This is a genomic window from Cyclobacterium qasimii M12-11B (assembly GCF_000427295.1).
Classification (GTDB): Bacteria; Bacteroidota; Bacteroidia; order Cytophagales; family Cyclobacteriaceae; genus Cyclobacterium; species Cyclobacterium qasimii.
Genome location: NZ_ATNM01000146.1, coordinates 13743 through 40465, shown reverse-complemented (window position 1 = coordinate 40465; position 26723 = coordinate 13743). Strand labels below are relative to the sequence as shown.

Genomic DNA, 26723 nt, shown 5'->3' with positions numbered 1-26723 from the left:
AAGCCTTAGGTACGAAAACTACTTGCCACACTCTTCATCACCCTTCCGCTCAGGACCTGGCTAGAACTCCCTCAGGCGGTTGAGCGGAGTCGAAACCAAGGGAACTTCTTTGTATACCCTTCATTTGGTTTCTTCCAACATGAAGAGGAGCAAGCTGGCTGGGGAAAGAAGATTTTTGATCTAAATCCTTAATTCATAAACCTAAATTAAATAAAATCAGGTACAAATATCCCAATTGACGGAACCTTATACGGCCAAACTACGGTTCAACTTGAATGACTTTTAGCCGGACAATAAACAGTTTAAAGGACAAGAATAGTAACCATTGGTTGGTATTGGGGATTTTGCTGGTGTCTTTTAATCTGAGGCCATCCATTACAGCAGTTGGGCCCCTAATCCCCTTTATCAGGGATGAAATGTCACTCTCCAATGGTATGGCGGGATTTCTTACTACCCTACCTTTGCTTAGCTTCGCCGTTTTCTCTCTTTTCTCCGCAGCTATTGGGGACTATTTTGGCAAGGCCAAAGCTATATTTCTTGGCTTACTCGTCCTTGGTATCGGCTCTATGTTGAGGGTATCGGGCGGCCCATATGTTCTTTTTATTGGCACTGCACTTACTGGCATAGGAATAGTCATCTGCAATGTGTTGCTTATTCCTTTGGTAAAAGCCCGAATGCCTTCCAAAACCGGAGCAGTCACGGGTCTATACAGTACAGGCATGTCACTAATGGCAGCCATTGCAACAGCATTCAGTGTACCCATGGCCATTGACCTCGGCTGGGGATGGAGAGGCTCCCTACTATTTTGGACTTCTTTGCTTTTTGCCGCTCTTATTGCATGGTGGCCACAGCTAAAACTCAGCCCGAAACCTAAGGTAAAGCCTGAAAAAACCAGCAAATCCGTTTGGCGCTCCAGACTGGCCTGGCAAGTGACCATGTTTATGGGCATACAGTCTTTTTTATTTTTCACCTTGGTAACCTGGCTTCCTGACATGATGATAGAAAGGGGCTTGTCTCCCGTTGAAGCTGGATTAACAGCATCCTTAATGCAGGTGGTAGGTTTGACTGGAACCTTCGTAGCACCATTTATTGCGGTCAAATACCAGCAACAATCCATTTTTAATATATCAATCGGTATCCTTTATATTGTAGGCTTTACCAGTTTGTTTATCCCTATCCTGTGGTTAAATATCTTTAGCATTGGACTTGTAGGTCTTGGAATGGGGGCAAGCATAAGTCTTGCCTATACACTTATCACACTTCGAACCAAGGGCGACAATTATACCTCAGCCTTATCTGGAATGGCGCAATCTGCTGGCTATTTTCTTGCTGCTTTTGGCCCCATGTTATTTGGCATCGCCTTCGATATTTGGCAGGATTGGGACCTATTGATTTACCTCATGATTTTGGCCTCTTGTATGTTTACCTATTTCGGATATTTTGCGGGTAAAAACAAAACAATTTAGGCTAAATAATTGGACCAATTGGATAAGACCAACAACCTTTAAAACAATGAAGGTCAACTTATTTAACAGCCTTCACACTTTCCTCAACCTTCAAAGAGAACAGCGATTATTACAAGGCTCTAATAAGGCTTCATTAGTTTGGGAAATGCCTTTTGCATATTTCTGGTGAAATGCTAAAAATTGGTTTTGTTTTCCTACTTTTGCAAATTGTAACCAAATATTAATCTCATGCAGGAATTTTTTGAATCTATTGGCATCAATGCCCCAGTATTTGATTACTTAGTGATGCCACTTTTAATATTTTTAGCCCGAGTGGTGGATGTTTCTATAAACACCCTTAGGATTATGTTTGTCCTAAATGGCAAAAAGACTATCGCTCCTATACTCGGCTTTTTTGAAGCGCTTATCTGGCTATTGGCCATAGGACAAATTTTCCAAAACATCAGCAACCCCATGTCGTATATCGCATACGCTGGTGGATTTGCCATGGGAAACTATGTAGGCATGGTAATAGAGGAGCAACTTGCCTTAGGTAGAGTGCTTGTAAGGGTAATTACCCCAGAACCTTTGCCAGAGCTTGTAGAATACATGAAAGAAAAAGGTTATCGATTTACTTCTGTAGGTGCAGAAGGACGTTACGGGAAGGTAATTTTAATGTTTACGGTCATTAAAAGGGAAATGCTTAAAAGCTTTATTAGTAAACTTAAAGAAAGTCACGAAAAAGCTTTCTATACCATTGAGAGTGTAAAGCGTATTTCAGAGGACGACTTAAACCTTATGGAAGATAAGCCAAGATTCGCTTCCCGACTAAAAAGTATGATAAGAAAGTAATCGGTCCCTTTACTCCTCAAATTTCACTTCTCCAAGGTTCCGCATGTTCCTTAAAATCCAGCTTTGTCGCTTTCGGATATAATCCGTTGGTTTATCTGGCCTCCATCTAATTGGGTTTGGAAGTACTGCCGCGATCAAGGCGGCTTCTTGTCTGTTCAAATCAGAAGCTGGTTTTTTGAAATAATATTGAGCTGCAGCCTCTGCGCCATAGATACCATCCCCCATTTCTATCACGTTAAGGTACACTTCTAGTATCCTTTCTTTGCCCCACATAAGTTCAATTAAAACGGTGAAATAGGCTTCCAAACCTTTTCTGACAAAATTTCTTCCAGGCCACAAAAAGACATTCTTAGCCGTTTGATTGGAAATAGTACTCCCCCCTTTTAATTGCTTTCCTGACTTATTACCCTTAAAAGCACTTTCTATAGCCTCCCAATCAAAACCTCCATGGCTTAAAAACTTCTGGTCTTCTGAGGCAATTACCGCCAGGTACAAGTGTGGGGAAATCTTTTCAATAGGCTCCCAATCCTTCTTTAAAACCAGGTCCTTGTCTTCTGAAAAAACCTGTTCTACAGTTCTAATACCCATCAAAGGGGTGAAATAAACTGGGAAAACACTAAGCAACACTACCATTACTATAGATGCGACGAACATAGCAAGCAGCACTTTTCCTACCCATGAAATAATTTTCTTCAATGAATGTGTCTTTAAAAATTGAACCCGAAACAACTTAAAAAAATGCGTTATAGATCAGCAGCGCTTGATCTAAAGCGCTCGGAAAAAGCGACCCAATAGAGCGCTGAAATTACTTTAAAGCTCAGTCATTTCACCTTTTTTGATCGAAGCCAACTTGCGACTTCCTTTCAAAGGATCCAATTGCATTATTGTAATTTCAACACTCCTAATGCGTTTCAAATACAAACCATCAAAACTTCGTTTTTGACTTATTCAAAACGGCTTAATCTTCTTCTGGATATTGAGACAAGTCCAACACTTCATCATCCAGGTAATGAGGATACATTTTTTTATGTATCTTTTTTACTTCAGCAATAATAGCTGTTCTGAAACCCTCAATATTCGTCCCGTCCTCAGCGGCCATAAATACTGGGTTGATGGCTGATTTTTTCACATAACTTTCTTCCAGTTTGTCAAAATCAATAAAATTGGCCTGCTCCACTTCAAATTCTGACATCTCCATCAGTTTTTCCTCTGAAGGCATTTTAGGCGCAATGTCAATTTTGTTGAATACCATGATTACAGGTTTATCACCTGCACCCATTTCACTAAGCGTTTGGTTGACAACTGTAATTTGATCCTGATACCCCGGATGGGCAATGTCCACTACATGAACCAAAAGATCCGCTTCCTCTATTTCAGAAAGGGTAGACTTAAATGATTCAATAAGGTGGGTAGGGAGTTTTCTAATAAATCCTACCGTATCAGAAATCAAAAATGGAATGTTCTCCAACACTACTTTTCTAACAGTAGAGTCTACCGTAGCAAAGAGTTTGTTTTCTGCCAGAATGTTCTCTTTTGTCAATAGGTTCATCAGGGTACTTTTACCAACATTGGTATAACCGACCAATGCTACCCTTACAATGCCTTCTCGGCTTTTCCTTTGGGTTTGTCCCTGTTTCTCAATTTTCTTGAGTTTTTCCTTAAGGATGTCTATTTTTCTTCTGATATCTCGCTTATCCGTTTCTATTTCTTTTTCACCAGCACCACCACGAGTAGCAGTACCCCCTCTTTGGCGTTCAAGGTGAGTCCACATTCGTGTTAGTCTTGGAAGAAGGTATTGAAACCTTGCCAATTCCACCTGGGTTTTGGCTTGGGCTGATTGGGCCCTGTTTAGGAATATGTCCAGGATCAACATGGATCTATCGTAAACTTTAATCTTCAACTCGTTCTCCAGGATCTTCACTTGAGAAGGGCTTAGGTCTTCATCAAAGATCACCATATCAACTTCAAAGTGTTCTATATAGGACCTTATATCTTCAAATTTACCTGAGCCTACAAAAGTCCTTGGGTCTGGTTTATCCATACTTTGGGTGAACCGATGAACAGCTTTCGCTCCCAATGTTTCTGTCAGAAACGCCAGCTCATCCAAATGTTCATGCACCAACACCTCAGTCTCATTTTGGTGGATTAGTGCCACCAAAACAGCAGTCTCTACTTTTGGAGAATTATCTACTAATTTTGCTAATTTTCTACTGTGTTTACTCATTCAGAAAGTTTAATTCAATCTTTTTTAATACAAGAATTTACAACGTATTGTCATACCAATAGATTCACTATCAGTCAAATTAAATGCCACATTTTTGTGGACTTTCTCCATTAAAATTGCTTATTGTCCCCATCTTTAAACCGTATCTTTAAAAATTCGTTTTAAATTTATATATCTTCATAAGATATTTAGCAAATTACACCATTTTTAAAGAAATAAATCCAAAGGTATGGAAATCAGGGAAACGCCTATTAAAGATGTATATGAAATCTACCCAAAAGTATTTAAAGATGCAAGGGGTTATTTTTTGGAAAGTTACCGCGAAGATCATTTTAAAAACAAGGGAATGAACACCTCTTGGGTTCAAGACAATCAATCCTATTCAGAGGCTGGTATAGTAAGGGGGCTGCATTTTCAGAGTGGTGAACATGCCCAGGCAAAGCTTGTTAGGGTAATAAGCGGCAAGGTTTTGGATGTTTGCGTTGATTTAAGAAAAGGGTCTGCCACCTATGGCAAATTCCATTCGGTTGTTTTGGATGAAAAACTTCAAAACATGCTCTATGTACCTACTGGATTTGCCCATGGCTTTGCCGTTTGGGAGGAAGCAGTTTTTACGTACAAATGTTCAAACCTTTACAATAAAGAAAGTGAAGGTGGAATTATTTGGAATGATAATGAGTTAAACATTGATTGGGGAGTGGAAGAACCACTTCTGTCTGAAAAAGACCAGCTTTGGCCTGACCTTAAAACATTCACCGAAATAAGCAAAGGAGGACTTTAATGTCTATCATTAAACTATTCAGAAAACTAAAGCGCTCACCAAATGTTCAGCACCTTGACCTGAGTTGGGTAGGTACTGACATGCACAGTCATTTGATTCCTGGTATAGATGATGGCTCACAAAAAATGGAGGAGTCCATTGCCTTAATTACAAGGCTTTCCGGTTATGGGTTAAAGAAACTTATCATTACACCGCATATTATGAGTGAGTTTTTTAAAAACACACCCGAAATCATAAATGCCGGTTTAGAGAAGCTAAAAATAGCCGTAAAAGAAGCTGGAATTGACATCGAATTGGAAGCTGCAGCAGAATATTATCTGGATGAAATATTCTATGAGAAAATAGAAAACAATGAACCTATTCTTTCATTTGGCACCAACAAGATGGTGCTAGTGGAAACAGGATTTATGAGCAAGCCTCACATTCTTTTGGAAACATTTTTCAAAATGGAAATGTTAGGTTACCAGCCTGTATTTGCACACCCAGAAAGGTACATCTACTTGCATCAGGAACCTGAAACCCTTGATGCCCTGGTCGATAGGAACATTCCTTTTCAGCTTAACTTGCTTTCTCTTACTGGATACTATTCCAAAGGAGTGAAAAAGTTTGCTGAAAAAATAATTGACAAGGGTTTGGTGAAATTGGTTGGGACAGATTGTCACAATGAAAAGTACCTTGATGCCATGGAAAGATTGCCACATAGTAAATACTTTGACAAATTGCAGGAATTGGATTTGTGGAATAAAAATTTGTAAAAAACCTGTAAGCGTTATTGCGTGTGAAAAAAATATTGATTACCGGCATTACCGGACTATTGGGAAGCTATTTAGCTAAAAGCTATGCTGGTAAGGCAATTGTATCGGGCCTCAAAAGATCAAATAGCAGCACAGCACTTCTTGGAAACTTGTCTTCCCAAATCAATTGGTATGAAGGCGAAATCACAGACGTTGAATTACTTATAGAAGCTTGTAAAGAACAAGACATGGTAATTCATGCTGCAGGTATGGTTTCATTTGATGAATCTAAAAAAGAAGCCTTGCTTCAAACCAATACGCAAGGGACAGCCTGTCTGGTCAACGCCATGCTCACTACAAATTGTAAAAACCTGGTTTTTATTAGTTCTGTAGCGGCTCTTGGGCGTGACTCAATTCCCCGTATTAACGAAAATCAAAAATGGGTCAATTCGACGCTCAACACCCCCTATGCCATTTCCAAACACCTTGCTGAACTTGAAGCATGGAGAGGCGCGCAGGAAGGTCTTGAGGTAATGGTATTTAATCCATCCATTCTTCTGGCCAAGGTAAGCGACGAAAGAAGCAGCAGCCAGATTTACAGGTATGTTTTAGAAGGTAACCGGTATTATCCAATCGGTGATGTAAACTATATTGACATCAGGGATGCCGTTTCGCTCATAACAACGACCATAGAATCAGAATCATGGGGAAACCGCTATATCCTAAGTAAGGAAGCCATTTCTTATGAGAAATTCTTTACAGAAATGGCCATAGAATTTAAATTAAAACCTCCCAAAAAACCGTTGAATAACCTGATGGCCAAAATGGTCGTCAATTGGTCTATGTTTTACAATTATTTTGCTAAAAATAAAATTCCTGTTACCCGGCAAACGATTCAATCAGCACAGACCAAAATAGAATATGACAACACTAAAATTAACGAATTAACAAAGTATACCTATACCCCTTTAAGGGACACATTTAAATGGGCTAAATCAATAAATTAGTGAAAAATAAAGCCCCGTTAAATAACCTTAAATACTTAAGTGGATAACACTTCAAAAAGAAAATATTTGGTATCTTAAGTTTAAAATATAGATCAAACCTATGACAGGAGATTTTGATAATCAATCAGATCAAGAGAAAGAATTGGTTAAGAGGTTTGAAAACTCACTTAGCGCAAACCTTGACTTGTTTTTCGGAGAGGAAGAATTAGAGGATATCATTAGATATTACCATGAACATTTTAAATACAGAAAAGCATTAAAGACCAGCCAACTGGCGATATCAAAATTCCCTTTTTCTATAGAAATCAAATTATTGATGGCTCAATCTTTGATTTTTTTAGATGACGTGGAAGAAGGTTTGGAAATTCTTGAAAACCTAAACAATATCTCTCCAAACAATGAAGACATCATACTGACACTGGCCAATGCCATGTCCATTCTTGATCAAAATGCTGATGCAATTCAGTTACTTCATGGTTTTATGCCATTGGCAGAAGACAAGGCAGAGGTATTTTATCTTTTAGGTAATTTTTACAGAATTGAAAATAAAAATAAAGAGGCTATAGATTGTCTTAAGGAAGCTGTAAAACTCAAAATCAACCACGAGGATGCATTGTTTCAGTTGGCCATGCTGACGGATGAAGAAGGCTCCTTTGATGAAATTTTGGCTTTTTACCAGGAGTTTATTGACCATGACCCCTACAATGCCAACGCATGGTACAATTTAGGCGTTGTTCACAACCGCCTGGGGAATTTTGAGGATGCTATTGAGGCCTACGAATACACCCTTCTGATAGACGACACTTTTGCTTCGGCTTATTTTAATTTGGGCAATGCCCTAATGAATACGAACCAGTATGAAAAAGCACTGGAAGCCTATCAAAACACCATAAATTGTGAAGGCAGCAATGCTGAAAATTGCTGCTACCTGGCTGCTTCCTATGAAAAGCTAGATCAGATTGATATGGCTTTTAAGTATTTCAAAAAGTCAGCGAAGTTAGACAGCGAATACGATGATGCATGGTTTGGATTAGGGATGTGCATGGTCAAAAAGAAAAAATATTTTGAGGCCATTCATTATTTCAAAAAAGCCATTAAGCTTACGGCAGAGAATGCGACCTATTGGGTAGGGCTTGCCGATGCTGAATACGAATTGGGAAATCTCCAATCAAGTTCCGAAGCCTATGAAGAGGCTATTAATCTGGAACCGGGCATTTTAGAAACCTATGTCAACTTATCCTTGATTTACTTTGACCAGAACCGATTTGAAGAAGCCGAAGATGTAATTACGGAAGGATTAGAAGAATTGCCTGAAGAAGCATCCTTGTATTATCGACTGGTAGTATACATGATTAAGACAGGTAAATACAAAGAAGCCTTTTCAATTTTGGAAAATGCATTAACTTTGGACTTTGAAAAACACGTCCTCCTTTATGAGTTGATGCCAGAACTGGAACAACAGAAGGCAATTTACAAAATAATTAACCAGTATAGAGAGGGTTCAAAAGAATAGAAACTCTTATTTATCTATTTTATCAAAATTATATTGAATGAATTACATCCTAAATAGCATCCCATTCAGAACGCAAAAGCCTAGAAATACCGGATACACCATGGCGATGGACAAGGGTTTAAGTCTAAGAGAGGTGGAAGATTTCCTAGAGTCTAACGGAGATTACGTAGATATCGTAAAATTAGGATGGGCCACTTCCTATGTCACAAGCAAGCTCAAAGAAAAAATTGATATCTACCGCTCTGCAGGAATTCCTGTTTACTTCGGTGGAACCTTATTTGAAGCCTTTATCGTAAGGAATCAATTTGATGATTACAGAAGGCTTTTGGATAAATACAAGCTTTCGTTTGTAGAGGTTTCTGATGGATCCATCACATTGGATCACGACGAGAAATGCGAATACATTAGAACCTTGGCAAAAGATGTCACAGTTCTTTCGGAAGTAGGTTCTAAAGATGCTGCTAAAATCATTCCTCCGTACAAGTGGATTGATCAAATGCAAAAAGAATTAAGTGCTGGCGCATGGAAAGTAATCGGTGAGGCCAGAGAAGGTGGTACCGTAGGTCTTTTTAGGGATTCAGGAGAAGTAAGGCAAGGTCTTGTAGAAGAAATCTTGACCCAAGTTCCAGAAGAAAAAATCCTTTGGGAAGCGCCACAAAAAGAACAGCAGGTCTGGTTTATCAAACTACTAGGGACAAATGTCAACCTGGGAAATATCGCACCTAATGAAATCATTCCTTTGGAAACATTAAGGCTTGGACTAAGAGGAGATACTTTCGATTTCTTTTTAGATAAATAAATTTCACATCTCTTTATTAAAAAGTCCAACCAATGAATAAGTTTAGTGAGAAGGCATTGCTTTTCTTGAAAGGCATGGGTATGGGAAGTGCTGACATTGTCCCCGGCGTTTCAGGGGGCTCTATTGCACTGGTAACAAAAATCTATGAAGAGCTCCTGGAGAGTATCAATTCATTTGACCTAACGGCCCTAAAACTCCTCACTAAGCTTGACATTGTCGCTTTCTGGAAACATGTAAATGCAAGCTTTTTGCTGACCTTGTTTCTAGGAATCCTTACAAGTATTTTTGCTTTCTCGAAAGCCATAACGTTCTTCATAGAAAAGTATCCTATTCCCTTGTGGTCGTTCTTCTGCGGATTGATACTTATCAGTGCGATCATAATCTTGCGGGACATTAAGCGCTGGAACATTGTAGCCATTTTGATGTTCCCGGCAGGGGTAGTCATTGCGTATTTCATCACAGAACTACCGATGATTTCCTCCCCGAATAACATTTGGTTTACTTTTATTTCCGGATCCATAGCCATATGTGCAATGATCCTCCCTGGGATATCAGGCAGTTTCCTATTGCTTATTCTAGGGAAATACGAATACATCCTCCATGCTGTCAATGAAAGAGACTTCGCCGTTTTGGCTGTTTTTGCCTTGGGTTGCATTACAGGCTTACTTCTGTTCAGCAGGGTGATCTCTTGGTTCTTGAAAAACTACCACGCCATTACCTTGTCTTTTTTGTCAGGTTTCATGATAGGTTCTATCAATAAAATCTGGCCTTGGAAAAAAATACTCAGCTATAGAATGTCAAGCTCAGGTACTCAAAAACCATTTTTGACAGAAAACATTTTACCCCATGTTTATCTTTCCGAGACAGGCCAGGAACCTGCTTTTTTAATCGCCATTATGGCATTCTTAATTGGAGTAATCCTTGTAGTTGGGCTTGAAAGAATAGCATATAATTTTAGAAAAGAATGAGAAAATTTGGTTTAATAGGTTACCCATTAACACATTCCTTTTCAAAAAAGTATTTTTCAGATAAATTTACCCGGGAGGGAAAGCCAGATTGTCAATACGATCTGTACGAAATCGCCAATATCAAGGATTTACCTGGAATTATTGACGCACAAAAGGAGTTGATAGGCATCAATGTAACGATCCCTTATAAAGAACAGGTCATCCCCTATTTGGACAACCTTGACCCAGCATGTAAGGCCATAGGAGCGGTGAACTGCATCAAGCTTACTCCTGATGGTTTGGTCGGCTACAATACGGATTATTATGGCTTTAAAACTTCTTTGACCAATTGGTTGGGCGCAGAAAGACCACAAGCACTAATTCTGGGTACTGGTGGCGCTTCAAAAGCCGTTTGCCAGGCATTAAATGACCTGGAAATTCCTTACTTAAAAGTTTCCCGAAATCCTGATCCTTCAGCCAAGGACATTATCAGTTACGATAAGATTAAAGCCTCTCCTGATTACCTATCCAATTATCCACTTATCATAAACACAACTCCTTTGGGTACTTTCCCCAATATTGAAGCAATGCCTGACCTGCCCGTCTCGAAATTTAATAAAGGCAATTGGTATTATGACCTGGTCTATAATCCTACAGAGACGGCCATGATGACTGCTGCTGCAAAGATGGGTGCAAAAACAAAAAATGGAATAGAAATGCTTCACTTACAGGCAGAGGCCGCCTGGGAAATCTGGAACAAATAAGAGTCTTCCCTTAAGCAAACCTTAAAATTGAACAAAAAATAACCCCACAGGCAATGCCTGTGGGGTTATTTTTTAATCCTATTCTATCCACTCGCTCAAGAGGGATCCAAAATGTTTTTTATTCTTTCCAAACTGTCTTCCAGATGAATTTTACTCATGGTGTCTGAAGTTCCAGGAATCGCTCGAGTTATTTCTCCTTGAATTACATTTAACGAAGCCCTTGAAACAGCACGAATATCGGACTGGGAGGCATTTATCAGGGAAGCTGATCCTCCGCTGGCATCCTTCGTCATTAGCTCTTCAAGTTTCTCTATATGCGCTCGCTGTAGACTCCTTCTGTTAACATCAATGGCCTCACCTGTGGTAAGCTCTACCCAAATTCCTTTTCTTAAATCAGTCATCAATTGCAGTAAGCTATATGCTTCGGAACCGTTAAAGGCCTCGTTTTCAATCACCCTTCCTAATCTACCCCAGTCCAAAATAGCATTCAAAGTACCTACTTGCAATTTCCTGACCCTGTCCAGAACCCCTAAATCTTGAATTTTGTTGGTAATATTGTTATCTATCAGCCAATCCTGAGTCGTAAAGAGCTCTTTTTGGATAAAGTCCATGGCTTCCTTCTGCTTGGCCTTGTCTACATGGGTATAAACATTTTCGTTCTGCCCAATGGCTTTATAAACTTCATATACACCTCCAATATTGGTCTTGACATGCCCCATGTACCGATTGTATTGGGTTAAAACTTGAACATAAAGCTCACTAAGGTCATCATAGTCCTTATAAGGCTTGTCCAATTCGCCGGTCCATTCAATTAGGTTTGGAAGGATGCGTTTTAGGTTTTGGATGCCATAAGCTGAGGCCTTCATGGCATCATCTCCTAAATCCTCACTTTGCCCACTAGGGTCATAAGTATTGCCCTGTCTGCCATAGCGATAGATAGGATCTCCATTTTTGGCAACTATCCAGGAATCTAAAATCGCCTGCTCCTCTTCTGGCGTTTCGGCTTCAAGAATTGGCCTATATCCCCAGGAAATAGCAAACTTATCATATAGACCTACCTCAGGAAACAAATGAACCCCTTTGTCTTCTGGCTGAGCAATGTAATTAAAACGTGCATAATCCATAAGTGATGGTGCGGTACCATACTTGGCTGTAAAAGTGGCCGAACGCAAAGAGTCTACAGGGTAGGCAAAGGAAGAAGCAAAGTTATGTGGCAAACCAAGGGTATGCCCCACTTCATGAGAAGAAACAAAACGGATCAACCTTCCCATCACTTCATCTTCAAACTGCATTACTCTTGACTCCGGATTGATTGCTGCAGTTTGTACAAAAAACCAGTTGCGCAACAGGTTCATCACATTGTGGTACCAGCCTATATCGGATTCTATAATTTCACCAGAACGGGGATCTGAAACGTGCGGTCCATAAGCATTTTGAATGTCTGAGGCAAAATACCTGATTACAGAATACCTTGCATCTTCCGGATTCCAATCAGGATCTTCCTCCGGACTTGGGGCTTCTTTCGCTGTGATGGCATTTTTAAATCCAGCTTCTTCAAAAGCTGCATTCCAATCCTCTACGCCTGCTATTAGGTAAGGCACCCACTGAGAAGGAGTAGCGGGATCTATATAATAGACGATTTGTTTCTTTGGCTCTACCAATTCACCTGCTTTGAATTTTTCCAGGTCTTCTTCCTTTACCTCTAGTCTCCAGCGGTCCAGGTAGGTCCTTTTACTTGCTTTATGCGCATCCAATCCATAGTCTGTTACCCTGGTATTGAACCAGCCAACCCTTCGGTCTGCCAACCTTTGCTTCATAGGCTCTTCAGGAAGCAATACCATGCTGCTATTCATCTCTATGGTAATAAGTCCCGTGGCACTATTAGAGGGCGCTTCAGACGCAGCATAGGTCAGCACATACCTCGCTTCAATATTGGTCGGGTAAGGACTGATTCTTTCTATATAAGACCTGTCCGTATCCAAGCGGGTCACTTTATACCCTTTTCTTCGGCTTTGTTGTAAGCCCAGTGCATGTATGTCTTTGGAAAAAAGGTCAGACACTTCTATCAACCAGCCTTTTCCATCCTTGCCTTTGGCCTCGATGTCAAACCGGTACAGGATAGGTTCCAAATTGGAGTTTTTTACAGCCTGATAGATTGGAAGTGAATCTGCTGCAGTATTGGCATAGGAAACCACTTTTAGCAGGATGTTCTTGTCCTTCTTTTCCCATCGAAGCATCTGGGTATTGGTTCGCTCTCCACCATAACCTATGCCGTTGGCAGTCTTGGCGATAGTGGTGACCATGAGCATTTCCTTACCAAGCATTGCTTCAGGAATTTCATAATAGTATTTCTCATCCACCTTGTGAACGGTAAAAAGTCCGGGCTTGGTTTGGGTACTGTCTTTGATAATGTCTTCATAGGATTTCAATCCATCCTTGTTCTTCACCGGCTTTTTTTCCGGATCTTTGACTTCTTGCTCGTCCTTTTTTTTCTTTCTTCGCTGAGCTTCTGCCAAATCCGTAGAAATTAGATTCAGGCCAAAACTTACTAACAGCAAAATCAAAATGCTTGCTTTTGACTTTAACATATGGGTTCATTTAATTAAGTTAGGAATAATAGAGAGCCAAAATTAAAATTTTAATTCGTAAACTTGGTAAAAGCCAGCACCTAAATCAAATAGCCGCAAACCATTACTGGCGCCGGTTGTTAATAAAAAACATGGATAAAAATCAAATTACAATCATTGGAGGTGGGCTTTCAGGCCTTATTTCTGCCTACCTTCTGGCAAAGGCGGGTAAAAGTGTTCTTGTAATCGAAAAAAAGAGTTATCCTTTTCACAGGGTCTGTGGTGAATACATTTCCAATGAGGTTAGGGATTTCCTAATCCAAAAAGAGTTATTCCCTTTCTCATTTGAACCTGCCGAAATCAATACTTTCAGGCTTAGTGCCGTCAACGGAGCCATGGCTGAAGTCCCACTGGGCTTGGGTGGATTTGGAATTAGCCGATACCACCTGGACCACTTCCTGTACCAAAAATGTCAAGAAATTGGGGTGAAATTTCTCTTAAAAACCCAGGCAGCAACGATCGATTACAAGCCAGACCGGAAAATATTTGAGGTAACTACCAATGAAGGGCACTTACTGACTTCCCCCATCGTGCTTGCCGCTTATGGCAAAAGATCCAAAATAGACAAATACCTTAACCGAAGTTACCTGAAACACCGAAGTCCTTATGTAGGCATCAAATACCATATTAAAATAGCGCATGAGGAAAATATGGTGGCCTTACACAATTATAATGGCGGCTACCTGGGCATCAATAAAATAGAAAATGGCCAGTTTAACGTTTGCTATTTGGGAAGCAGGGAGCAATTAAAAGTTGCGGGCAACATTCAAAACATGGAGGAGCAATACTTGTTTAAAAACCCCCATATCAAAGAGATCTACAATCGAGCAGAATTTTTATGGGAAAAACCTGAGGTAATCAATGAGATCAGTTTCGCCACCAAATCTCCAGTAGAAAACCAAGTCCTTATGATTGGAGACGCCGCCGGCATGATAACACCTTTGTGTGGCAATGGTATGGCCATCGCTATTCATACAGGTAAGCTGGCCGCTGAGGCCATACTAAAGCATAAGAAATTAGAAATGATTCAAAAAGAATACGCCAAAGCCTGGAACCAGTATTTTTACAGCCGATTGAGAACTGGAAGAGCCGTACAAAGGCTTTTCGGGGCTCCTTTCGTCTCCAATATTGCTGTTAATGTGATCAAGAAATCTCCTTATCTGGCAAAAAAACTCATTCTTCAAACCCATGGGCAAGCCATAAAATAAAAATGCTCCCAAGCTTAAGCCTAGGAGCATTTTCAATAAAATTTGAATATTAAAGGTTATTTCTATTTCTTGAACCCGAAATATCAAAAACGGATAGCTACACCAGCCATAAAGCTGGTTCCTGCCATTGGGTAATAATAGTTTTCTGCTATACGCTCCATGCCCTGTCCTTCACTGGAAGGAACGAAATAACCAAAAGTGTATCCATTTGGCTCGTAAAGGTTATTGAATAGATTATTAACCTTACCGGAGAACACCATTTCTTTAACGAAGCCAGGTTTCCAGGAATAAATAAATCTTAAGTCAGATGTCAAGTAGGCGTCCAGACTCCTTGCTTCTTGTTGCGCATTGTCCAAAAATTGTTGGCCAACATATTTGTTGAGCAAACTTACTTCCAGGTTTTTAATTGGCCTGAAGTCTATAATGGCACTAGCTACAATGTCAGGAGAGAAAGCAATGTCTGTATTGGTATAGGTAATGCTTTCCTGCCCTGTAAAAGCCCAGTTCTCGTCATACACATCACTGTACTCAGTATAGCTGTCAATCTTGTTTTGACTAAATGCGATGTTACCTCCAAGCGTCCATTTGGGTGAAAGCACTACAGCACCGTCAAGTTCTATTCCTGCTCGGTAGCTACTGGCTACATTCTCACGAATATAAGCACCAACATCATTCAACTGGCCGGTAAGCACAAGTTGATCCTTGTAACCCATATAGTACAAATTGGCATTGTACTGGAAGTTGGATTTCTTCACCCTAATTCCTGCCTCCACATTATTAAGTTTCTCAGGTCTTGGGATTTCTGAGATTGGAGAATCTGTGAAATCACTTCTTACTGGCTCCCTGTTGGCCACTGCATAGGAGGCGTAAAGGGTTTTTCCAGTACCAGTTTCATAGGACAAGCCAAGTTTAGGATTAAAGAAAGTGTAGGATTGATTACCACTAACAACTCTTTGATCGCTATTCTTACCATCAAAAGAATAGTCAATGCCTCTTACCTGCATGTCTGCAAACAAGTACAACCTTTCCTTCACCTCATAGGTGGCTTTTAGGTAAACGTTTCTATCATCCTTCACAGCGACATTGTTGTAATATTTGTCCCTGATATTGGTATTGCCAGTGATTCCCATCCAGATGATTTCACCAAAGTGGTCTCCATCATACCTGTTGGCCCCACCACCTAGAATTGCGTCCAATCTCCCATCCGTAGAAACGTAATTCAGGGAGAATACAGCGCCATAAAAGTCATTGTCCAACCATCTTCTTCGGATAATATCGGTACTGTTAATAACCTGATCGCCTATTTGAATAGGTTCAAATCCATAATCCTCTAAGTCATCGTCGCCTCTAAACTGTTCATAATATCCTTGTCCTGCCGTATAATGTAAAGCAAAATTGGCTTTCAAATTATCACTCAATGTCCCAGCATAGATGAACTGATAATGGTTTTGTTGGTAATTGTCGGTTTCATTTTCATAGGTATAGCCATTGAAAGTCCGATCGGATCCAAGTAGATTTTCGGGTACTCCATTCCATGCCTGGTACGTTTGTTCGGAGCCTGCAAAGATGTTTACCTTAAATACATGCTTGTCCCCATAATAGCCACCAGACACAAAGTAAGATTTCAGGTCAGAAAAAGCCCTGTCTATGTACCCATCAGAGGTGACTTGGGATAGTCTTGCATCCACAGCCCATTTGTCATTGATCAATCCTGTTCCAGCTTTAACCGTATGCTTTCTTGTATTGAAAGAGCCATAGGAGTTGTCCGTTTCTGCGTAAGCTTTTTCCTTTTTAGTGTCTGTCTGAATGTTGAGGCTAGCACCAAAAGTAGCTGCCCCATTGGTGGATGTTCCAACACCACGTTGGATTTGGATGTTATCCACTGAAGAGGCAAAGTCCGGCATATTTACCCAGAAGACCCCATGAGATTCAGCATCATTTAGCGGGATTCCATTTACAGTAACATTGATCCTTGTCTGATCTGTGCCTCTGATCCGCATTCCCGTATAGCCTACACCTGTTCCCGCATCAGAATGCGTAACAATAGAAGGGGTGTAATTAAGTAAAAGGGGCAGGTCTTGCCCAAGATTGTCCTTACCAAGAGTCTCTTTACCAATCACTTGAAAGGTAGTAGGAGTGGTCTCAGAAGCCCTGGTTCCTGAAACAATAAATTCTTCAGTGGTAAGGGTGGTAGCATTCAGTTCGATTAGTAAATCTACTTGTTGAGGAAGTGCTACGGTTATCGTTTTAGACGTATAACCTACAAATGAAATGCGAAGAGTGGCCTCTTTTTGATTTAGATTATTCAATTGAAATGCACCACTTTGGTCACTTACAGTGCCTTTTTGGCTTCCTTCCATGTAAATTGTAGCACCTGGAAGAGGCATGTCATTTTCAGCATCCTTTATAATCCCATGGATACTATTTTGGGCAATAGACAATTGGCACAGCAATAAAAATATTGCTGAAAAACAAATACGAATCATTTAAATAAATTTTTCTGGTTAAACATAGCAGAAGTGAGGGGACAATTCTACTTTAGTTGTTTACCCAATAGCATTACGTACGATTAGCTATTTCACATTTCCCTTCGCCGGCATTATCCGGATCAGGTGATATGGGTATGATCTCAGCCCGTTATATTAAGGCACCCCTAATGATCTTGCTACAAATGTAGCTGGTATTATTTAAAATGACAAACTTTCGTCTTTTACCTAAGCGTTCCCCAATCCCCTCAAATGACGGAAATGAGAAATAAAAGCCCTTCTCAATTGTCGGTGTTCAAGGTATTGGATGTTATAATCCTTGCAGGTTTGTTTGATGATTTTACTCAAAGCAGGATAATGAATGTGCGAGACTTTTGGGAACAAGTGATGCTCTATTTGGAAATTTAAGCCTCCCAAAAACCAGGTAAGGGTTTTGTAACCAGTTGCAAAATTGGCAGTGGTTCTGATCTGATGAATCATCCATTCGTCTTCCAGACAATTGGATACAGGCTCAGGAACAGGGAAAGCAGTTTCTTCCAGGCTATGTGCCAATTGGAAAACAAGCGTCAACACAAGTCCTGCAAAAAGGCCATACACAAGAAAGCCTACTAACCATGGAACCCAACCAACCATGTAAACTGGAATGGCTACAAAAAGCACCAAATGAAGCGCTTTGAAACCCCAAAAACTGATATGATCAGACAGTTTCATTTTTTGAATAGGCACTATCCCTACTTTTCCGGTTACGTATTTTTTATAATCCGTGAAAAACACCCAATAGAGATACAATAGGGAATAGGTGAAAATAAAATAATAGTGTTGAAACTGGTGTATTTTGAATTTCTTTTGACTTGGAGAAAGACGTAAAAATGGTCTGGCGTTCAAGTCATCATCTACGCCATCAACGTTTGTGAATGAGTGGTGAACAACATTGTGCTTTGTCTTCCACATGAAAACATTTGCTCCCAGAAAATTAATAGACATCCCTGCCAAGGTATTGACCCAAGGCCGGTCACTAAAACTTCCATGAGCGCCATCATGCATTACATTAAAGCCAATAAAGGCTGTTAAAGCACCTAAGATTAAGCATTCAAACAATCCTAAAATCCAATGTGGCGTAAAAAACACAAGGTGGATGTACAACAATACAAAGGACACAACAATGATTGCTGCCTTAATAAACAGTTGGGAATTTCCTGAACGAGCGATATTTTGAGCTTTAAAATATTCGCTCACCCTTAATTTCACAACTTGATTGAAATTGATTTTAGGTCTAGAGAATTTCGGCGTCGCCATATATTAATTAATAGGTAAATGATTTAGGATAATACTACTTGGCCTAAGTAAAGTTAATGAAAAAAGATTGGGGGATGCTCATTAAAGGTACCAAATTAATTTGACATTTTCAATTCAAACGAAAGTGTGTTGATCAAATGTATCATGTCAGTTTTGATATATTCGATGATCGGAGCCAAGGAGTCATTTTTAACAGCTGTCTGAAAATACAACGCTCCTCTGAGGAAATGTTGTGTGGAATCTGTAACAAAAAATTGAAACTGAGTAGGTACGTCTCCACTTAATTCAGAGACAAAACCAGTGTAGCCCTTGGGTGTCAACAACACAGCTTCATCGATACCATAGGCTTTTACCTGGTGCTTAAAAGTAAGGCTCATGGCATCTTCTAAATAGGTTTTAAACAGCGCCTTGTCTCCTTTGATGGCCTTATAAGTCAGGTGAACCCTTGCATCAAAATCGGTATAATGGACGTTGGCCCATGTTTTTTCCTGCAGGTTAAAAGAATCCCGTTCCATTTGGGCATGAACGGAATATTCGAAATTGTAGGGCAGGTTTTTATCTAAAGAAACAAAATCCCGCATTGGCAAATCAATGCGGTTGTAGCCTTTGGGTTTGGGAAGGTAGTCTTCACTACAGGCCCCAATCAAAAGCAAAGCCAACCAACAAAAGGCCAAAGCAGGATTTTGAAATTGTTTTTTTAGAAAAAGCATTATTCTTTTACCCAAGTCACTTTATCTGAAATCGGTGCTCTTTTTCCTTCAGGCCATTTGTCTGATGCTGCCTTGGCAACAAAGAAAAAGCCCATCAATAGGTCTTCTTCGGCTAACCCAAAAAAGGTTTTGGCTTCTGGCCAGAAAGTAGGTGCTCCTGTACTCCAGTAAGCCGCTAACCCCCTTGCACTTGCTGTCAGGTACATGTTTTGAACAGCCATTGCTACGGATGCTATTTCCTCCATTTCAGGAAGGTTGGCGCGTAGGTCTCTTTTCATCCCTATGGCGATGACATGAGATGCCTTTAAAGGACTTTCTTTCAATTTGGTGTAAACAGCCTCTTTGAAAACGCCTGTCTTTTCACTTCGCTCTTTGTACAAGTTTGACTGATAATCAGCCAATGTTTTCAAGCCTTCACCTGAAAACACTACGAAACGCCAAGGTTCCGTCAGCTTATGCGTAGGTGCCCAGTTGGCATTTTCCAAAAGCTCTTTAATGATACTCTCGTCTATAGGATCATTTTCCTTAAACTGAGCTACAAATTGAGACCTTCTATTCCTGATAATTTTATTAACTTCTTCTATATTAAATACAGGCCTATTGTTCATATTTTTATATTTTTCTTGAAACTACTAATATTTTAGACCAACCTTTATTCCTCCGTAAAAGTTTCTTGTGGCCGCAGGTTGGAAATACCTTCCTCCAAATGGGTTTAGGTCATTGCCCAGGCTATAGCTGGCATTCGTTAAATTTTGAACGCCAAAATACATTTCAAGATCAAAAGCCTTTCCAACATCTCCTCTCCACCCTACTCTTGAATTCATCAAGTGATAGGAATCCTGAAATACCGTATTGGCATCATTCAATGGAATGTCATCCACAAACTGGTGGGTAAAGTTAAGGTAAAATCCAGGTTTGGTTTTGATGTCCAATTGATTGACCAAGGTATTTGGGGCTACACCAGTAAGGTCATTTCCACTGTAATCGTTGTCTCCTTTTACAAAGTCTACAAACTCAAAATAATGTCCGGTAAATGAATGCGTCACTTTAACCTCTTGAACAAAGGACATTTGCTTTCTTATCAATGCATAATCCACCAACAATTCTATTCCTTTTTGATTGGTAGCCCCTGCATTTCTAAAGAGTACTACGCCTTGCTCATTGACAAAAGTAGTAATGGTTTCATCTAGTTTAAAGTAGAAAACGGATCCATCTACATTAACTCTGCCCTTATTGAAACTTGAGCGGTAACCCAATTCATAATTCACCCCTTTTTCTGCATCCAGGTCCAGGTTGATTGATCCTTCATTGGTCCTAACCTCATCAATGGTAGGAGGTGAAAAACCTGAACTGATACTACCATACACTGCAGCATTGGTATTTAATTTTGCAGACAAGGCAACTCTTGGTATGAGCACCGGATCAAAAGTACGTTTGGCATTGGAAGGTACGCCATTGATCATGTCAATATTTCTAGCGATGTTAAAACTGGAAAAGTTTTCACTCAGCCCAACGGTCATTAGAAACCTGTCGGAAAGTTCGGCTTCCAACTGCTGGAAAAGAAAAGCCGTTTTTGTCAATAGCTCATCACCAAAACGGATGGTATCAATTTGCCCTCCATTGTTACCGAAATTTTGAGCAGAAGTTTTAGAAAGTTGGTATTCGCCACCAGCGATAAGTCTTACAGGAACATTGGACCAAATATCGTCATAAGTGAAGCTTGTTCTTCCACCATAACCATATTGCGTTTCTTTTTTGTAATCCAGGTTAAAAGGATTCTCAAAATCTGTAGTGTTGATGTAAAGCGAGGTTTTATTGTCCAGGTTATGGTTGAACCTATAGTCATGAGACAAGGTACCGTACAATGACTTCTGGTTGATAGATGCGTTCTGTGCTGCTGATCCTGGTCTTGCCTGTCTTGGATTTTCAGCCACCTGTTCAGCCGTTAGTGCTCCAGGTAATTCATAAAAAAGATCAGAATACAGGATTTGGGTAGTTAGTTTCTGCTTTTTTGAAGGCTGAAAATACCCTGTAACTTGCAACACTTCCCTGTCCATGGCGGTATGGTCTCTGTAACCATCAGATTTTTGTTTGGCGTAGGATACGCTAACACCTCCATTTTCAAGTTTCTGGTCTACTCCCATACGGTAGCGAACCAAACCAAATTCACCCACTGAAAAGTCTGCACCAATTCTGTTTTCATCAACTGACTCTTTGCTGGTGAAACTGATCACGCCACCATTTCCTGCGCCATATATACTCCCGGCTGGACCTTTAATAATTTCTGTGTTTTGAATATTGGACAAGTCGAGCATGTTCAACGGTGTAGTACCATCCGGTGCGGTAAAAGGCATACCGTTCCAGTAGACTTTTACATTACGTACACCAAAAGGCGAGCGCAATGAGCTTCCACGGATAGAAACCCTGTAACTGGCAGGTGCTCTTTCTTCAATGCGAATTCCGGGTTTGGTATTAAAAGCCTGGACAATCGACGTTTCATTAAAACGGTACAAGTCCGCTTCGGATACACGCGCAATTCCTGCTGCCTGCTCCAAAAGTGGTCGCTCAGACTCAAAAGAGCTTACCAATACTTCGGTCAATGCATTTTCCCCTCTTACTAAATAAACGGTGACCTCACCTGAAGCAGGCACCAATACGTTCTGCTCTTCATAGGCGATATGTGAAAAAAACAAGTTGGAAGGCTCACTAAGATTTATTGTCAATTCTCCCTTATCGTCGGCAGTAACGGCTTTTTGGGTATTTACTTTTACTGTAACAAAAGCCACTGGCTCTTGAGAGGCCGCATCCAGCACTTTTATATTGGTCTGGGCCAATAGTGTCAATGGAAGCAGTAAGAGAAGTATTAGGTGTAATTTTAATTTCATTTTTAATTAATTAATAGTTGTGGCTAAGTTTAAGAGTGTAAAATTAAAGCATTTTTAAAGGAATTCACCACCGATGAAAAAAACCTTGCTCACTTAATCAAAATTTTGATAACTTGTTCGTGTATTTTCATTTTACCCAAAAACGATTATGGATAGAAGATCAGCTATGAAGCAATTAGCGATTCTAACCGGAGGGGCAGTTCTTATGCCTGCCTGCGACTTCAGCGAAGAATCCATTTTGCAAGCCTATCAAAACCTAAACATTACCCAGAGTAATAAAGTTTTACTTAGCCAGGTAACCAATACCATTTTTCCAGGTACTACACTTAAAAAGGCCGAAGATTTAATGATTCAGGACTTTGTGCTCGTAATGAGTAACGACTGCCTGAGCACTGAACAGCAAGCAGGCTTCGTAAAAGGACTTAAAGGCTGGGAGGATTTTTCAAAGAAAACCTTTGGCAAAGCTTTTTCAAAAATGGACCAGAAAGAAGCAGAGGAGGCCATCATGAAAGGCATGGCCCTGGAAGGTGAAAACGAAAGTGAAGCAGGCCATACCCGCCAATTCCTAAATACCACCAAACGGTTTGCTTTACAGGGATATTTGAATTCCGAATATTTCATGACCGAAATAAAGCCTTATGAACTGGTTCCTGCCCGTTTTTATGGCAGTAAATTAATTGAAAACGCATAAAAAAACGGACCCAATGGCCAATTTGAATATAAAAAGCAAAAAAGAAAACAGCTATGATGCCATCGTTATCGGCTCAGGAATAAGTGGGGGATGGGCAGCCAAAGAATTTTGTGAAAAAGGATTGAATACCCTTGTACTTGAAAGAGGCAGGGAAGTGAAACACGTCAAAGATTACCCCACCACCAATATGATGCCCTGGGAACTGGAGCACAGAGGTGGCATACTTCAAAGTGTAAAAGAAGAAAACCCGGTAGTAAGCAGGTGCTATGCCTACAAGGAAGACACCCAGCATTTTTTTGTAAAGGATACGGAACATCCTTATGTGCAGGAAAAGCCTTTTGACTGGATTCGTGGCTACCAAACCGGAGGCAAATCACTTCTTTGGGCAAGGCAGGTTCAACGTTGGAGCGATTTCGATTTTGAAGGTCCTGCAAGAGATGGATTTGCTGTGGACTGGCCCATTCGGTACAAAGACCTTGCACCCTGGTACAGCCATGTAGAAAAATTCGTAGGCGTTTCCGGGAACAAAGACGGCAAAGCCAATTTACCGGACGGAGAGTTTTTGCCTCCCTTCGAATTGACCGCTGGAGAAAAATATTTCAAGGAGTTTTTGAAAAACAATTACCCGGAAAGGGAGATTGTGGTTGCACGTTGCGCCCACATCACAGGAAACCAGGATTTTTACGCCAAGCAGGGCAGAACCTTGTGTCAAAACAGGACCCTTTGCCAGCGAGGCTGTCCATTCGGCGGGTATTTCAGTAGCAACTCCTCAACATTGCCATGGGCTGCTCAAACAGGAAACCTTACCATGCACCACCATGCAGTGGTACACTCTATCATATATGATGATGAAAAAGGAAAAGCCACGGGAGTTAGGGTTATCGATGCCCAAACCAAAGAAATGAAGGAGTTTTATGCAGACATCATCTTTGTCAATGCAAGTGCGCTGAATACCAATTTGATTTTACTTAATTCTACTTCCAGCCGTTTTCCAAATGGTTTGGGAAATGACAGTGGTACACTGGGCAAATACGTAGCTTTCCATAACTACCGGGCAGGCATCTCTGCCGAATACGACGGATTGAAGGAATACACTACCGAAGGCAGAAGACCTACCTCAGGTTACTTCCCAAGATTTAGGAATCTCCACAAACAAGAAACGAATTTCCTTAGAGGCTATGCGGCTGGCTTCAGTTCTGGAAGAAGCACCCACAGTGACTATTCGGGCATAGGCGATGAATTGGAGCAATCTATGGCAAAAGCACCGGAATACGGTCCCTGGAGAATGGGTTCTCATATGATGGGAGAAACAATTCCTAAAGAAGAAAGCCAGGTTAGCCTTGACCCTACTCTAAAAGACGAATGGGGCATTCCACAGCTGAAAATCTCCATGGATTATGATGACAATGATGAAGCCATGATAAAGGATTACCTGGAACAAATGTCGGAGATGTTTGAGGCGGCAGGTTTCACCAATATCCGTACACGGGATGACAAACGTGCCCCAGGCCTGGACATCCATGAAATGGGAGGAGCCAGAATGGGGAAAGACCCAAAAACATCGGTACTCAATGAATGGAATCAGGTGCATGCCTGCCCCAATGTCTACGTTACAGACGGCGCCTGCATGACCTCCACCAGTACCCAAAACCCTTCTCTTACCTATATGGCATTTACAGCAAGGGCGGTAGACCATGCAGTGAAGAACAGGGGGTAATTATAAAATAAAAGTTGATTTTGACCTTAAAGGTCAATTCAGTAGGCCGAGACATTGTTTCGGCCTATTTTTTTTTGTTGGCGTTGGGCTTCAGGAGGTCGATTGGTTATGTTTGGTAATTCATGAACACTTGAGATTTTGTCAGCATTGTTGCTAAAAACAGGCAACAATACCGCCAAAATCATGACGTATATATCTCCTTACCATGGGCTGCACCCGTGGCTAATTTATTTCAGCCTTTTAGGCCTTTAGTGAAATAGGTTTGTTTCCGAAATTATTTTCAAGCCTTTTAATTGACAATGTACCAGCTATTCAATAACTTATAACAAATAAAACCCTAAAGCCATGAACATAGTTTGGATTGTTATTTTACTTATTGCCGCAGCGCTGGGAGGAGCATTTGTTTACCTGATGGTAAATAAGATTAAGGAAAGTCAAAAATCAACAAAAGATAAATCCCTTTAGGGGACTAGAAAGCACTGATAGTTCAGTACTCATGACAAAGTAAAACGGAAAAGCGGTAAAGTCCTTTTGGGACATTTACCGCCTTTTTTATTTTCAAATATTTGAAGAAGTAGTAAACTCGAGATATGAGTTTTCCATTAAGTAAGATTAATTATAAAAGGCAATACAACGACGGGAGGTTTTACTTTTTTAATTTCTCAATTTCCATCCTTAAAAGATTAATCTGATCCGATATTTCGCCAGAGGTTTCAGGAATTCTCTTATAAAACACATAGCGAATACGCCAAAGTTCATGGATCTGTTTGGCGTTAAAAATTTGATCATCAATTCCTTTATGATCGGCCCTTAGCACAAAACCTTTATCTGTGGTGATAAATCGTCTCACTAAAATATCAGTATCGGTAATAACAAATACGGGCGTTCGGTTATTGAGTTTTTTATAGGCTGATTTTGGTACTAGTTCACCCACCACCACATCGTTAGGATAGAAACCAACATCCTGATTCGCCATTTCCAAATCTGTAATAGTGTAGGCCCTAAATATTTTTTCATTGTTTATGGGCAAGCTCATCACCGGCAAATCTGCAATAAAGTTTTTCTTTGAATGATGATTAAGGTAATCTCCAACATACTCAGGTAAAATTATCGGCACCTTGGTCAATACTGTAACCTCCATCCTGCCTGCATCCGTAGTTAAGTTGGTATTGAATTTTAATAATTGGTTTATGGTCAATTCCTTTGTTAGCAGATCGTCAATAGGAATGCTAAAATAATTTGCAATCTTGATAATGGTGTCTATTTTAGGTTCACTACGTTCTTCCTCATAAGCACCCAAAGTAGCTCTTTTGAGGTCAAACACCTCAGCAAACGCTTGCTGAGACAGCAACTTTAAACTTCGTATTTTTTTAATATTCCTTCCAAAAAAAGACATGTATTGCTAATTTTATTTGCAAAAATATAATTTATTACTATATTTGTTCTAACAAAATTAGCTAAAAGCAATGAAACTACAAATATTTTTAGCTAGTTGTTCGGGATTTAGCCGAAGCCTAAATGGTTAATTACAGGAGATTTTACTTGTATTGATCAGCAAAAAATTAAATTTACTTCGGCTATAAATTCTTTTTTCAGATTGTCATAAGCAAAATTGTTACTTAAGCAAACAATAAATTATGGATAACTATTATAATCGTATTATAGAATTTTTATTGAAACTGGATGTTGACATTACCAGAGAAAATCCTGAGGAAGGTATCTTGGTCATCCAGAAAGAGGACAACGGTATCAAGAACCTTATTGTAGGGATTGCACCCCCAGTTTTAATTTTAGAACAGTATATCTTTAAAATTAAGAACAATAACAACTCGATCTACAAAAGTTTATTGCAAAAAAACAGAGATATTATTCACGGAGCATTTGTACTGGATGACGATGGCGATAAAGTAATTTTCAGGGACACACTTCAAATAGAAAATCTGGATTTAAATGAAATAGAAGCTTCCCTAAATTCCTTAAGTCTCTTACTGAGTGAATACTCGGAGCAAATCATTAAGTTTTCTAAATACTAAAATT

22 protein-coding genes and 1 riboswitch are annotated in these 26723 nt (G+C 40.0%); of the genes, 13 read left to right on the top strand and 9 right to left on the bottom strand.

What is annotated here, in order from left to right; all coding sequences use genetic code 11:
• Positions 1-275 precede the first annotated feature (275 nt).
• Both ADICYQ_RS18945 and ADICYQ_RS18940 read left to right on the top strand, forming a co-directional pair.
• Positions 276-1466: a CynX/NimT family MFS transporter gene (locus ADICYQ_RS18945; protein WP_051160287.1), complete on the top strand. Its 1191-nt coding sequence runs from the start codon at positions 276-278 to the stop codon at positions 1464-1466.
• Positions 1467-1694: 228 nt separating this feature from the next.
• Complete coding sequence (locus ADICYQ_RS18940) at positions 1695-2297, top strand: DUF2179 domain-containing protein (RefSeq protein ID WP_020893146.1); 603 nt, start codon at positions 1695-1697, stop codon at positions 2295-2297.
• A 9-nt stretch (positions 2298-2306) separates the two neighbouring features.
• Here the strand turns inward: ADICYQ_RS18940 and mtgA are convergent, their stop codons facing one another.
• Entirely contained in the window at positions 2307-2993 is a 687-nt protein-coding gene (gene mtgA / locus ADICYQ_RS18935; protein ID WP_020893145.1) for a monofunctional biosynthetic peptidoglycan transglycosylase, read from the bottom strand.
• 262 nt (positions 2994-3255) lie between these two features.
• A complete protein-coding gene (hflX, locus tag ADICYQ_RS18930; protein WP_020893144.1) occupies positions 3256-4521 on the bottom strand; it encodes a GTPase HflX in 1266 nt (421 codons plus the stop codon).
• 229 nt (positions 4522-4750) lie between these two features.
• Between hflX and rfbC the strand changes: the two genes are divergently transcribed.
• The 7 genes from rfbC to ADICYQ_RS18895 all read left to right on the top strand — a co-directional run bounded on the left by rfbC (position 4751) and on the right by ADICYQ_RS18895 (position 11066).
• Positions 4751-5302 (top strand): dTDP-4-dehydrorhamnose 3,5-epimerase, encoded by a 552-nt coding sequence (gene rfbC, locus ADICYQ_RS18925; RefSeq protein ID WP_020893143.1) that lies wholly within the window; start codon positions 4751-4753, stop codon positions 5300-5302.
• On the top strand, positions 5302-6057 hold the full coding sequence (locus ADICYQ_RS18920; protein WP_020893142.1) for a tyrosine-protein phosphatase: 756 nt from the start codon (positions 5302-5304) through the stop codon (positions 6055-6057). Before rfbC ends, ADICYQ_RS18920 begins: the two co-directional genes overlap by 1 nt.
• Before the next feature lie 23 nt (positions 6058-6080).
• Positions 6081-7043, top strand: coding sequence for an NAD-dependent epimerase/dehydratase family protein (locus ADICYQ_RS18915; RefSeq protein WP_040417119.1), 963 nt, complete (start codon positions 6081-6083; stop codon positions 7041-7043).
• A 100-nt stretch (positions 7044-7143) separates the two neighbouring features.
• A complete protein-coding gene (locus ADICYQ_RS18910; RefSeq protein ID WP_020893140.1) occupies positions 7144-8556 on the top strand; it encodes a tetratricopeptide repeat protein in 1413 nt (470 codons plus the stop codon).
• Positions 8557-8593: 37 nt separating this feature from the next.
• Positions 8594-9355, top strand: a complete 762-nt coding sequence (locus ADICYQ_RS18905) for a phosphosulfolactate synthase (RefSeq protein WP_020893139.1) — start codon at positions 8594-8596, stop codon at positions 9353-9355.
• 32 nt (positions 9356-9387) lie between these two features.
• Positions 9388-10323, top strand: coding sequence for a DUF368 domain-containing protein (locus ADICYQ_RS18900; protein WP_040417117.1), 936 nt, complete (start codon positions 9388-9390; stop codon positions 10321-10323).
• On the top strand, positions 10320-11066 hold the full coding sequence (locus ADICYQ_RS18895) for a shikimate dehydrogenase family protein (RefSeq protein WP_020893136.1): 747 nt from the start codon (positions 10320-10322) through the stop codon (positions 11064-11066). The genes ADICYQ_RS18900 and ADICYQ_RS18895 overlap by 4 nt, the downstream gene beginning before the upstream one ends.
• Positions 11067-11161: 95 nt before the next feature.
• On the opposite strand, the gene ADICYQ_RS18890 is transcribed toward ADICYQ_RS18895, so the two are convergent.
• On the bottom strand, positions 11162-13654 hold the full coding sequence (locus ADICYQ_RS18890; RefSeq protein WP_020893135.1) for a zinc-dependent metalloprotease: 2493 nt from the start codon (positions 13652-13654) through the stop codon (positions 11162-11164).
• A gap of 131 nt (positions 13655-13785) precedes the next feature.
• Here ADICYQ_RS18890 and ADICYQ_RS18885 point away from each other — a divergent pair, with 131 nt between their 5' ends.
• A complete protein-coding gene (locus ADICYQ_RS18885; RefSeq protein WP_020893134.1) occupies positions 13786-14901 on the top strand; it encodes an NAD(P)/FAD-dependent oxidoreductase in 1116 nt (371 codons plus the stop codon).
• Positions 14902-14984: 83 nt separating this feature from the next.
• Here the strand turns inward: ADICYQ_RS18885 and ADICYQ_RS18880 are convergent, their stop codons facing one another.
• From ADICYQ_RS18880 to ADICYQ_RS18860, 5 genes are all read right to left on the bottom strand, one after another.
• Positions 14985-17387, bottom strand: coding sequence for a TonB-dependent receptor (locus tag ADICYQ_RS18880; RefSeq protein ID WP_020893133.1), 2403 nt, complete (start codon positions 17385-17387; stop codon positions 14985-14987).
• A gap of 82 nt (positions 17388-17469) precedes the next feature.
• Positions 17470-17566: riboswitch (TPP riboswitch) on the bottom strand.
• Between the two features lie 49 nt (positions 17567-17615).
• Positions 17616-18683, bottom strand: coding sequence for a fatty acid desaturase family protein (locus tag ADICYQ_RS18875; RefSeq protein WP_040417116.1), 1068 nt, complete (start codon positions 18681-18683; stop codon positions 17616-17618).
• Positions 18684-18778: 95 nt separating this feature from the next.
• Positions 18779-19393: a gliding motility lipoprotein GldD gene (gene gldD / locus ADICYQ_RS18870; protein WP_020893131.1), complete on the bottom strand. Its 615-nt coding sequence runs from the start codon at positions 19391-19393 to the stop codon at positions 18779-18781.
• Entirely contained in the window at positions 19393-20001 is a 609-nt protein-coding gene (locus ADICYQ_RS18865; RefSeq protein ID WP_020893130.1) for a nitroreductase family protein, read from the bottom strand. The genes gldD and ADICYQ_RS18865 overlap by 1 nt, the downstream gene beginning before the upstream one ends.
• 24 nt (positions 20002-20025) lie before the next feature.
• Positions 20026-22278, bottom strand: coding sequence for a TonB-dependent receptor domain-containing protein (locus ADICYQ_RS18860; protein ID WP_020893129.1), 2253 nt, complete (start codon positions 22276-22278; stop codon positions 20026-20028).
• 148 nt (positions 22279-22426) lie between these two features.
• Between ADICYQ_RS18860 and ADICYQ_RS18855 the strand changes: the two genes are divergently transcribed.
• Both ADICYQ_RS18855 and ADICYQ_RS18850 read left to right on the top strand, forming a co-directional pair.
• Positions 22427-22969, top strand: coding sequence for a gluconate 2-dehydrogenase subunit 3 family protein (locus ADICYQ_RS18855; RefSeq protein ID WP_040417114.1), 543 nt, complete (start codon positions 22427-22429; stop codon positions 22967-22969).
• A 13-nt stretch (positions 22970-22982) separates the two neighbouring features.
• A complete protein-coding gene (locus ADICYQ_RS18850; protein WP_020893127.1) occupies positions 22983-24686 on the top strand; it encodes a GMC oxidoreductase in 1704 nt (567 codons plus the stop codon).
• A gap of 646 nt (positions 24687-25332) precedes the next feature.
• Here the strand turns inward: ADICYQ_RS18850 and ADICYQ_RS18845 are convergent.
• Positions 25333-26082, bottom strand: a complete 750-nt coding sequence (locus ADICYQ_RS18845; protein WP_020893124.1) for a helix-turn-helix domain-containing protein — start codon at positions 26080-26082, stop codon at positions 25333-25335.
• 241 nt (positions 26083-26323) lie between these two features.
• Here ADICYQ_RS18845 and ADICYQ_RS18840 point away from each other — a divergent pair, with 241 nt between their 5' ends.
• On the top strand, positions 26324-26719 hold the full coding sequence (locus ADICYQ_RS18840) for a CesT family type III secretion system chaperone (RefSeq protein ID WP_040417113.1): 396 nt from the start codon (positions 26324-26326) through the stop codon (positions 26717-26719).
• Positions 26720-26723 lie beyond the last annotated feature (4 nt).

What these genes read in the sequence shown, in the direction of transcription:
- ADICYQ_RS18875 (WP_040417116.1), bottom strand. Translation starts at nt 18,683, where the DNA reads ATGGCGACGCCGAAATTCTCTAGACCTAAAATCAATTTCAATCAAGTT.
- ADICYQ_RS18895 (WP_020893136.1), top strand. Translation starts at nt 10,320, where the DNA reads ATGAGAAAATTTGGTTTAATAGGTTACCCATTAACACATTCCTTTTCA.
- ADICYQ_RS18920 (WP_020893142.1), top strand. Translation starts at nt 5,302, where the DNA reads ATGTCTATCATTAAACTATTCAGAAAACTAAAGCGCTCACCAAATGTT.
- ADICYQ_RS18860 (WP_020893129.1), bottom strand. Translation starts at nt 22,278, where the DNA reads ATGAAATTAAAATTACACCTAATACTTCTCTTACTGCTTCCATTGACA.
- ADICYQ_RS18845 (WP_020893124.1), bottom strand. Translation starts at nt 26,082, where the DNA reads ATGTCTTTTTTTGGAAGGAATATTAAAAAAATACGAAGTTTAAAGTTG.
- ADICYQ_RS18880 (WP_020893133.1), bottom strand. Translation starts at nt 17,387, where the DNA reads ATGATTCGTATTTGTTTTTCAGCAATATTTTTATTGCTGTGCCAATTG.
- ADICYQ_RS18945 (WP_051160287.1), top strand. Translation starts at nt 276, where the DNA reads ATGACTTTTAGCCGGACAATAAACAGTTTAAAGGACAAGAATAGTAAC.
- ADICYQ_RS18855 (WP_040417114.1), top strand. Translation starts at nt 22,427, where the DNA reads ATGGATAGAAGATCAGCTATGAAGCAATTAGCGATTCTAACCGGAGGG.
- ADICYQ_RS18905 (WP_020893139.1), top strand. Translation starts at nt 8,594, where the DNA reads ATGAATTACATCCTAAATAGCATCCCATTCAGAACGCAAAAGCCTAGA.
- ADICYQ_RS18940 (WP_020893146.1), top strand. Translation starts at nt 1,695, where the DNA reads ATGCAGGAATTTTTTGAATCTATTGGCATCAATGCCCCAGTATTTGAT.
- hflX (WP_020893144.1), bottom strand. Translation starts at nt 4,521, where the DNA reads ATGAGTAAACACAGTAGAAAATTAGCAAAATTAGTAGATAATTCTCCA.
- rfbC (WP_020893143.1), top strand. Translation starts at nt 4,751, where the DNA reads ATGGAAATCAGGGAAACGCCTATTAAAGATGTATATGAAATCTACCCA.
- ADICYQ_RS18865 (WP_020893130.1), bottom strand. Translation starts at nt 20,001, where the DNA reads ATGAACAATAGGCCTGTATTTAATATAGAAGAAGTTAATAAAATTATC.
- gldD (WP_020893131.1), bottom strand. Translation starts at nt 19,393, where the DNA reads ATGCTTTTTCTAAAAAAACAATTTCAAAATCCTGCTTTGGCCTTTTGT.
- ADICYQ_RS18890 (WP_020893135.1), bottom strand. Translation starts at nt 13,654, where the DNA reads ATGTTAAAGTCAAAAGCAAGCATTTTGATTTTGCTGTTAGTAAGTTTT.
- ADICYQ_RS18910 (WP_020893140.1), top strand. Translation starts at nt 7,144, where the DNA reads ATGACAGGAGATTTTGATAATCAATCAGATCAAGAGAAAGAATTGGTT.
- ADICYQ_RS18840 (WP_040417113.1), top strand. Translation starts at nt 26,324, where the DNA reads ATGGATAACTATTATAATCGTATTATAGAATTTTTATTGAAACTGGAT.
- ADICYQ_RS18850 (WP_020893127.1), top strand. Translation starts at nt 22,983, where the DNA reads ATGGCCAATTTGAATATAAAAAGCAAAAAAGAAAACAGCTATGATGCC.
- ADICYQ_RS18885 (WP_020893134.1), top strand. Translation starts at nt 13,786, where the DNA reads ATGGATAAAAATCAAATTACAATCATTGGAGGTGGGCTTTCAGGCCTT.
- ADICYQ_RS18900 (WP_040417117.1), top strand. Translation starts at nt 9,388, where the DNA reads ATGAATAAGTTTAGTGAGAAGGCATTGCTTTTCTTGAAAGGCATGGGT.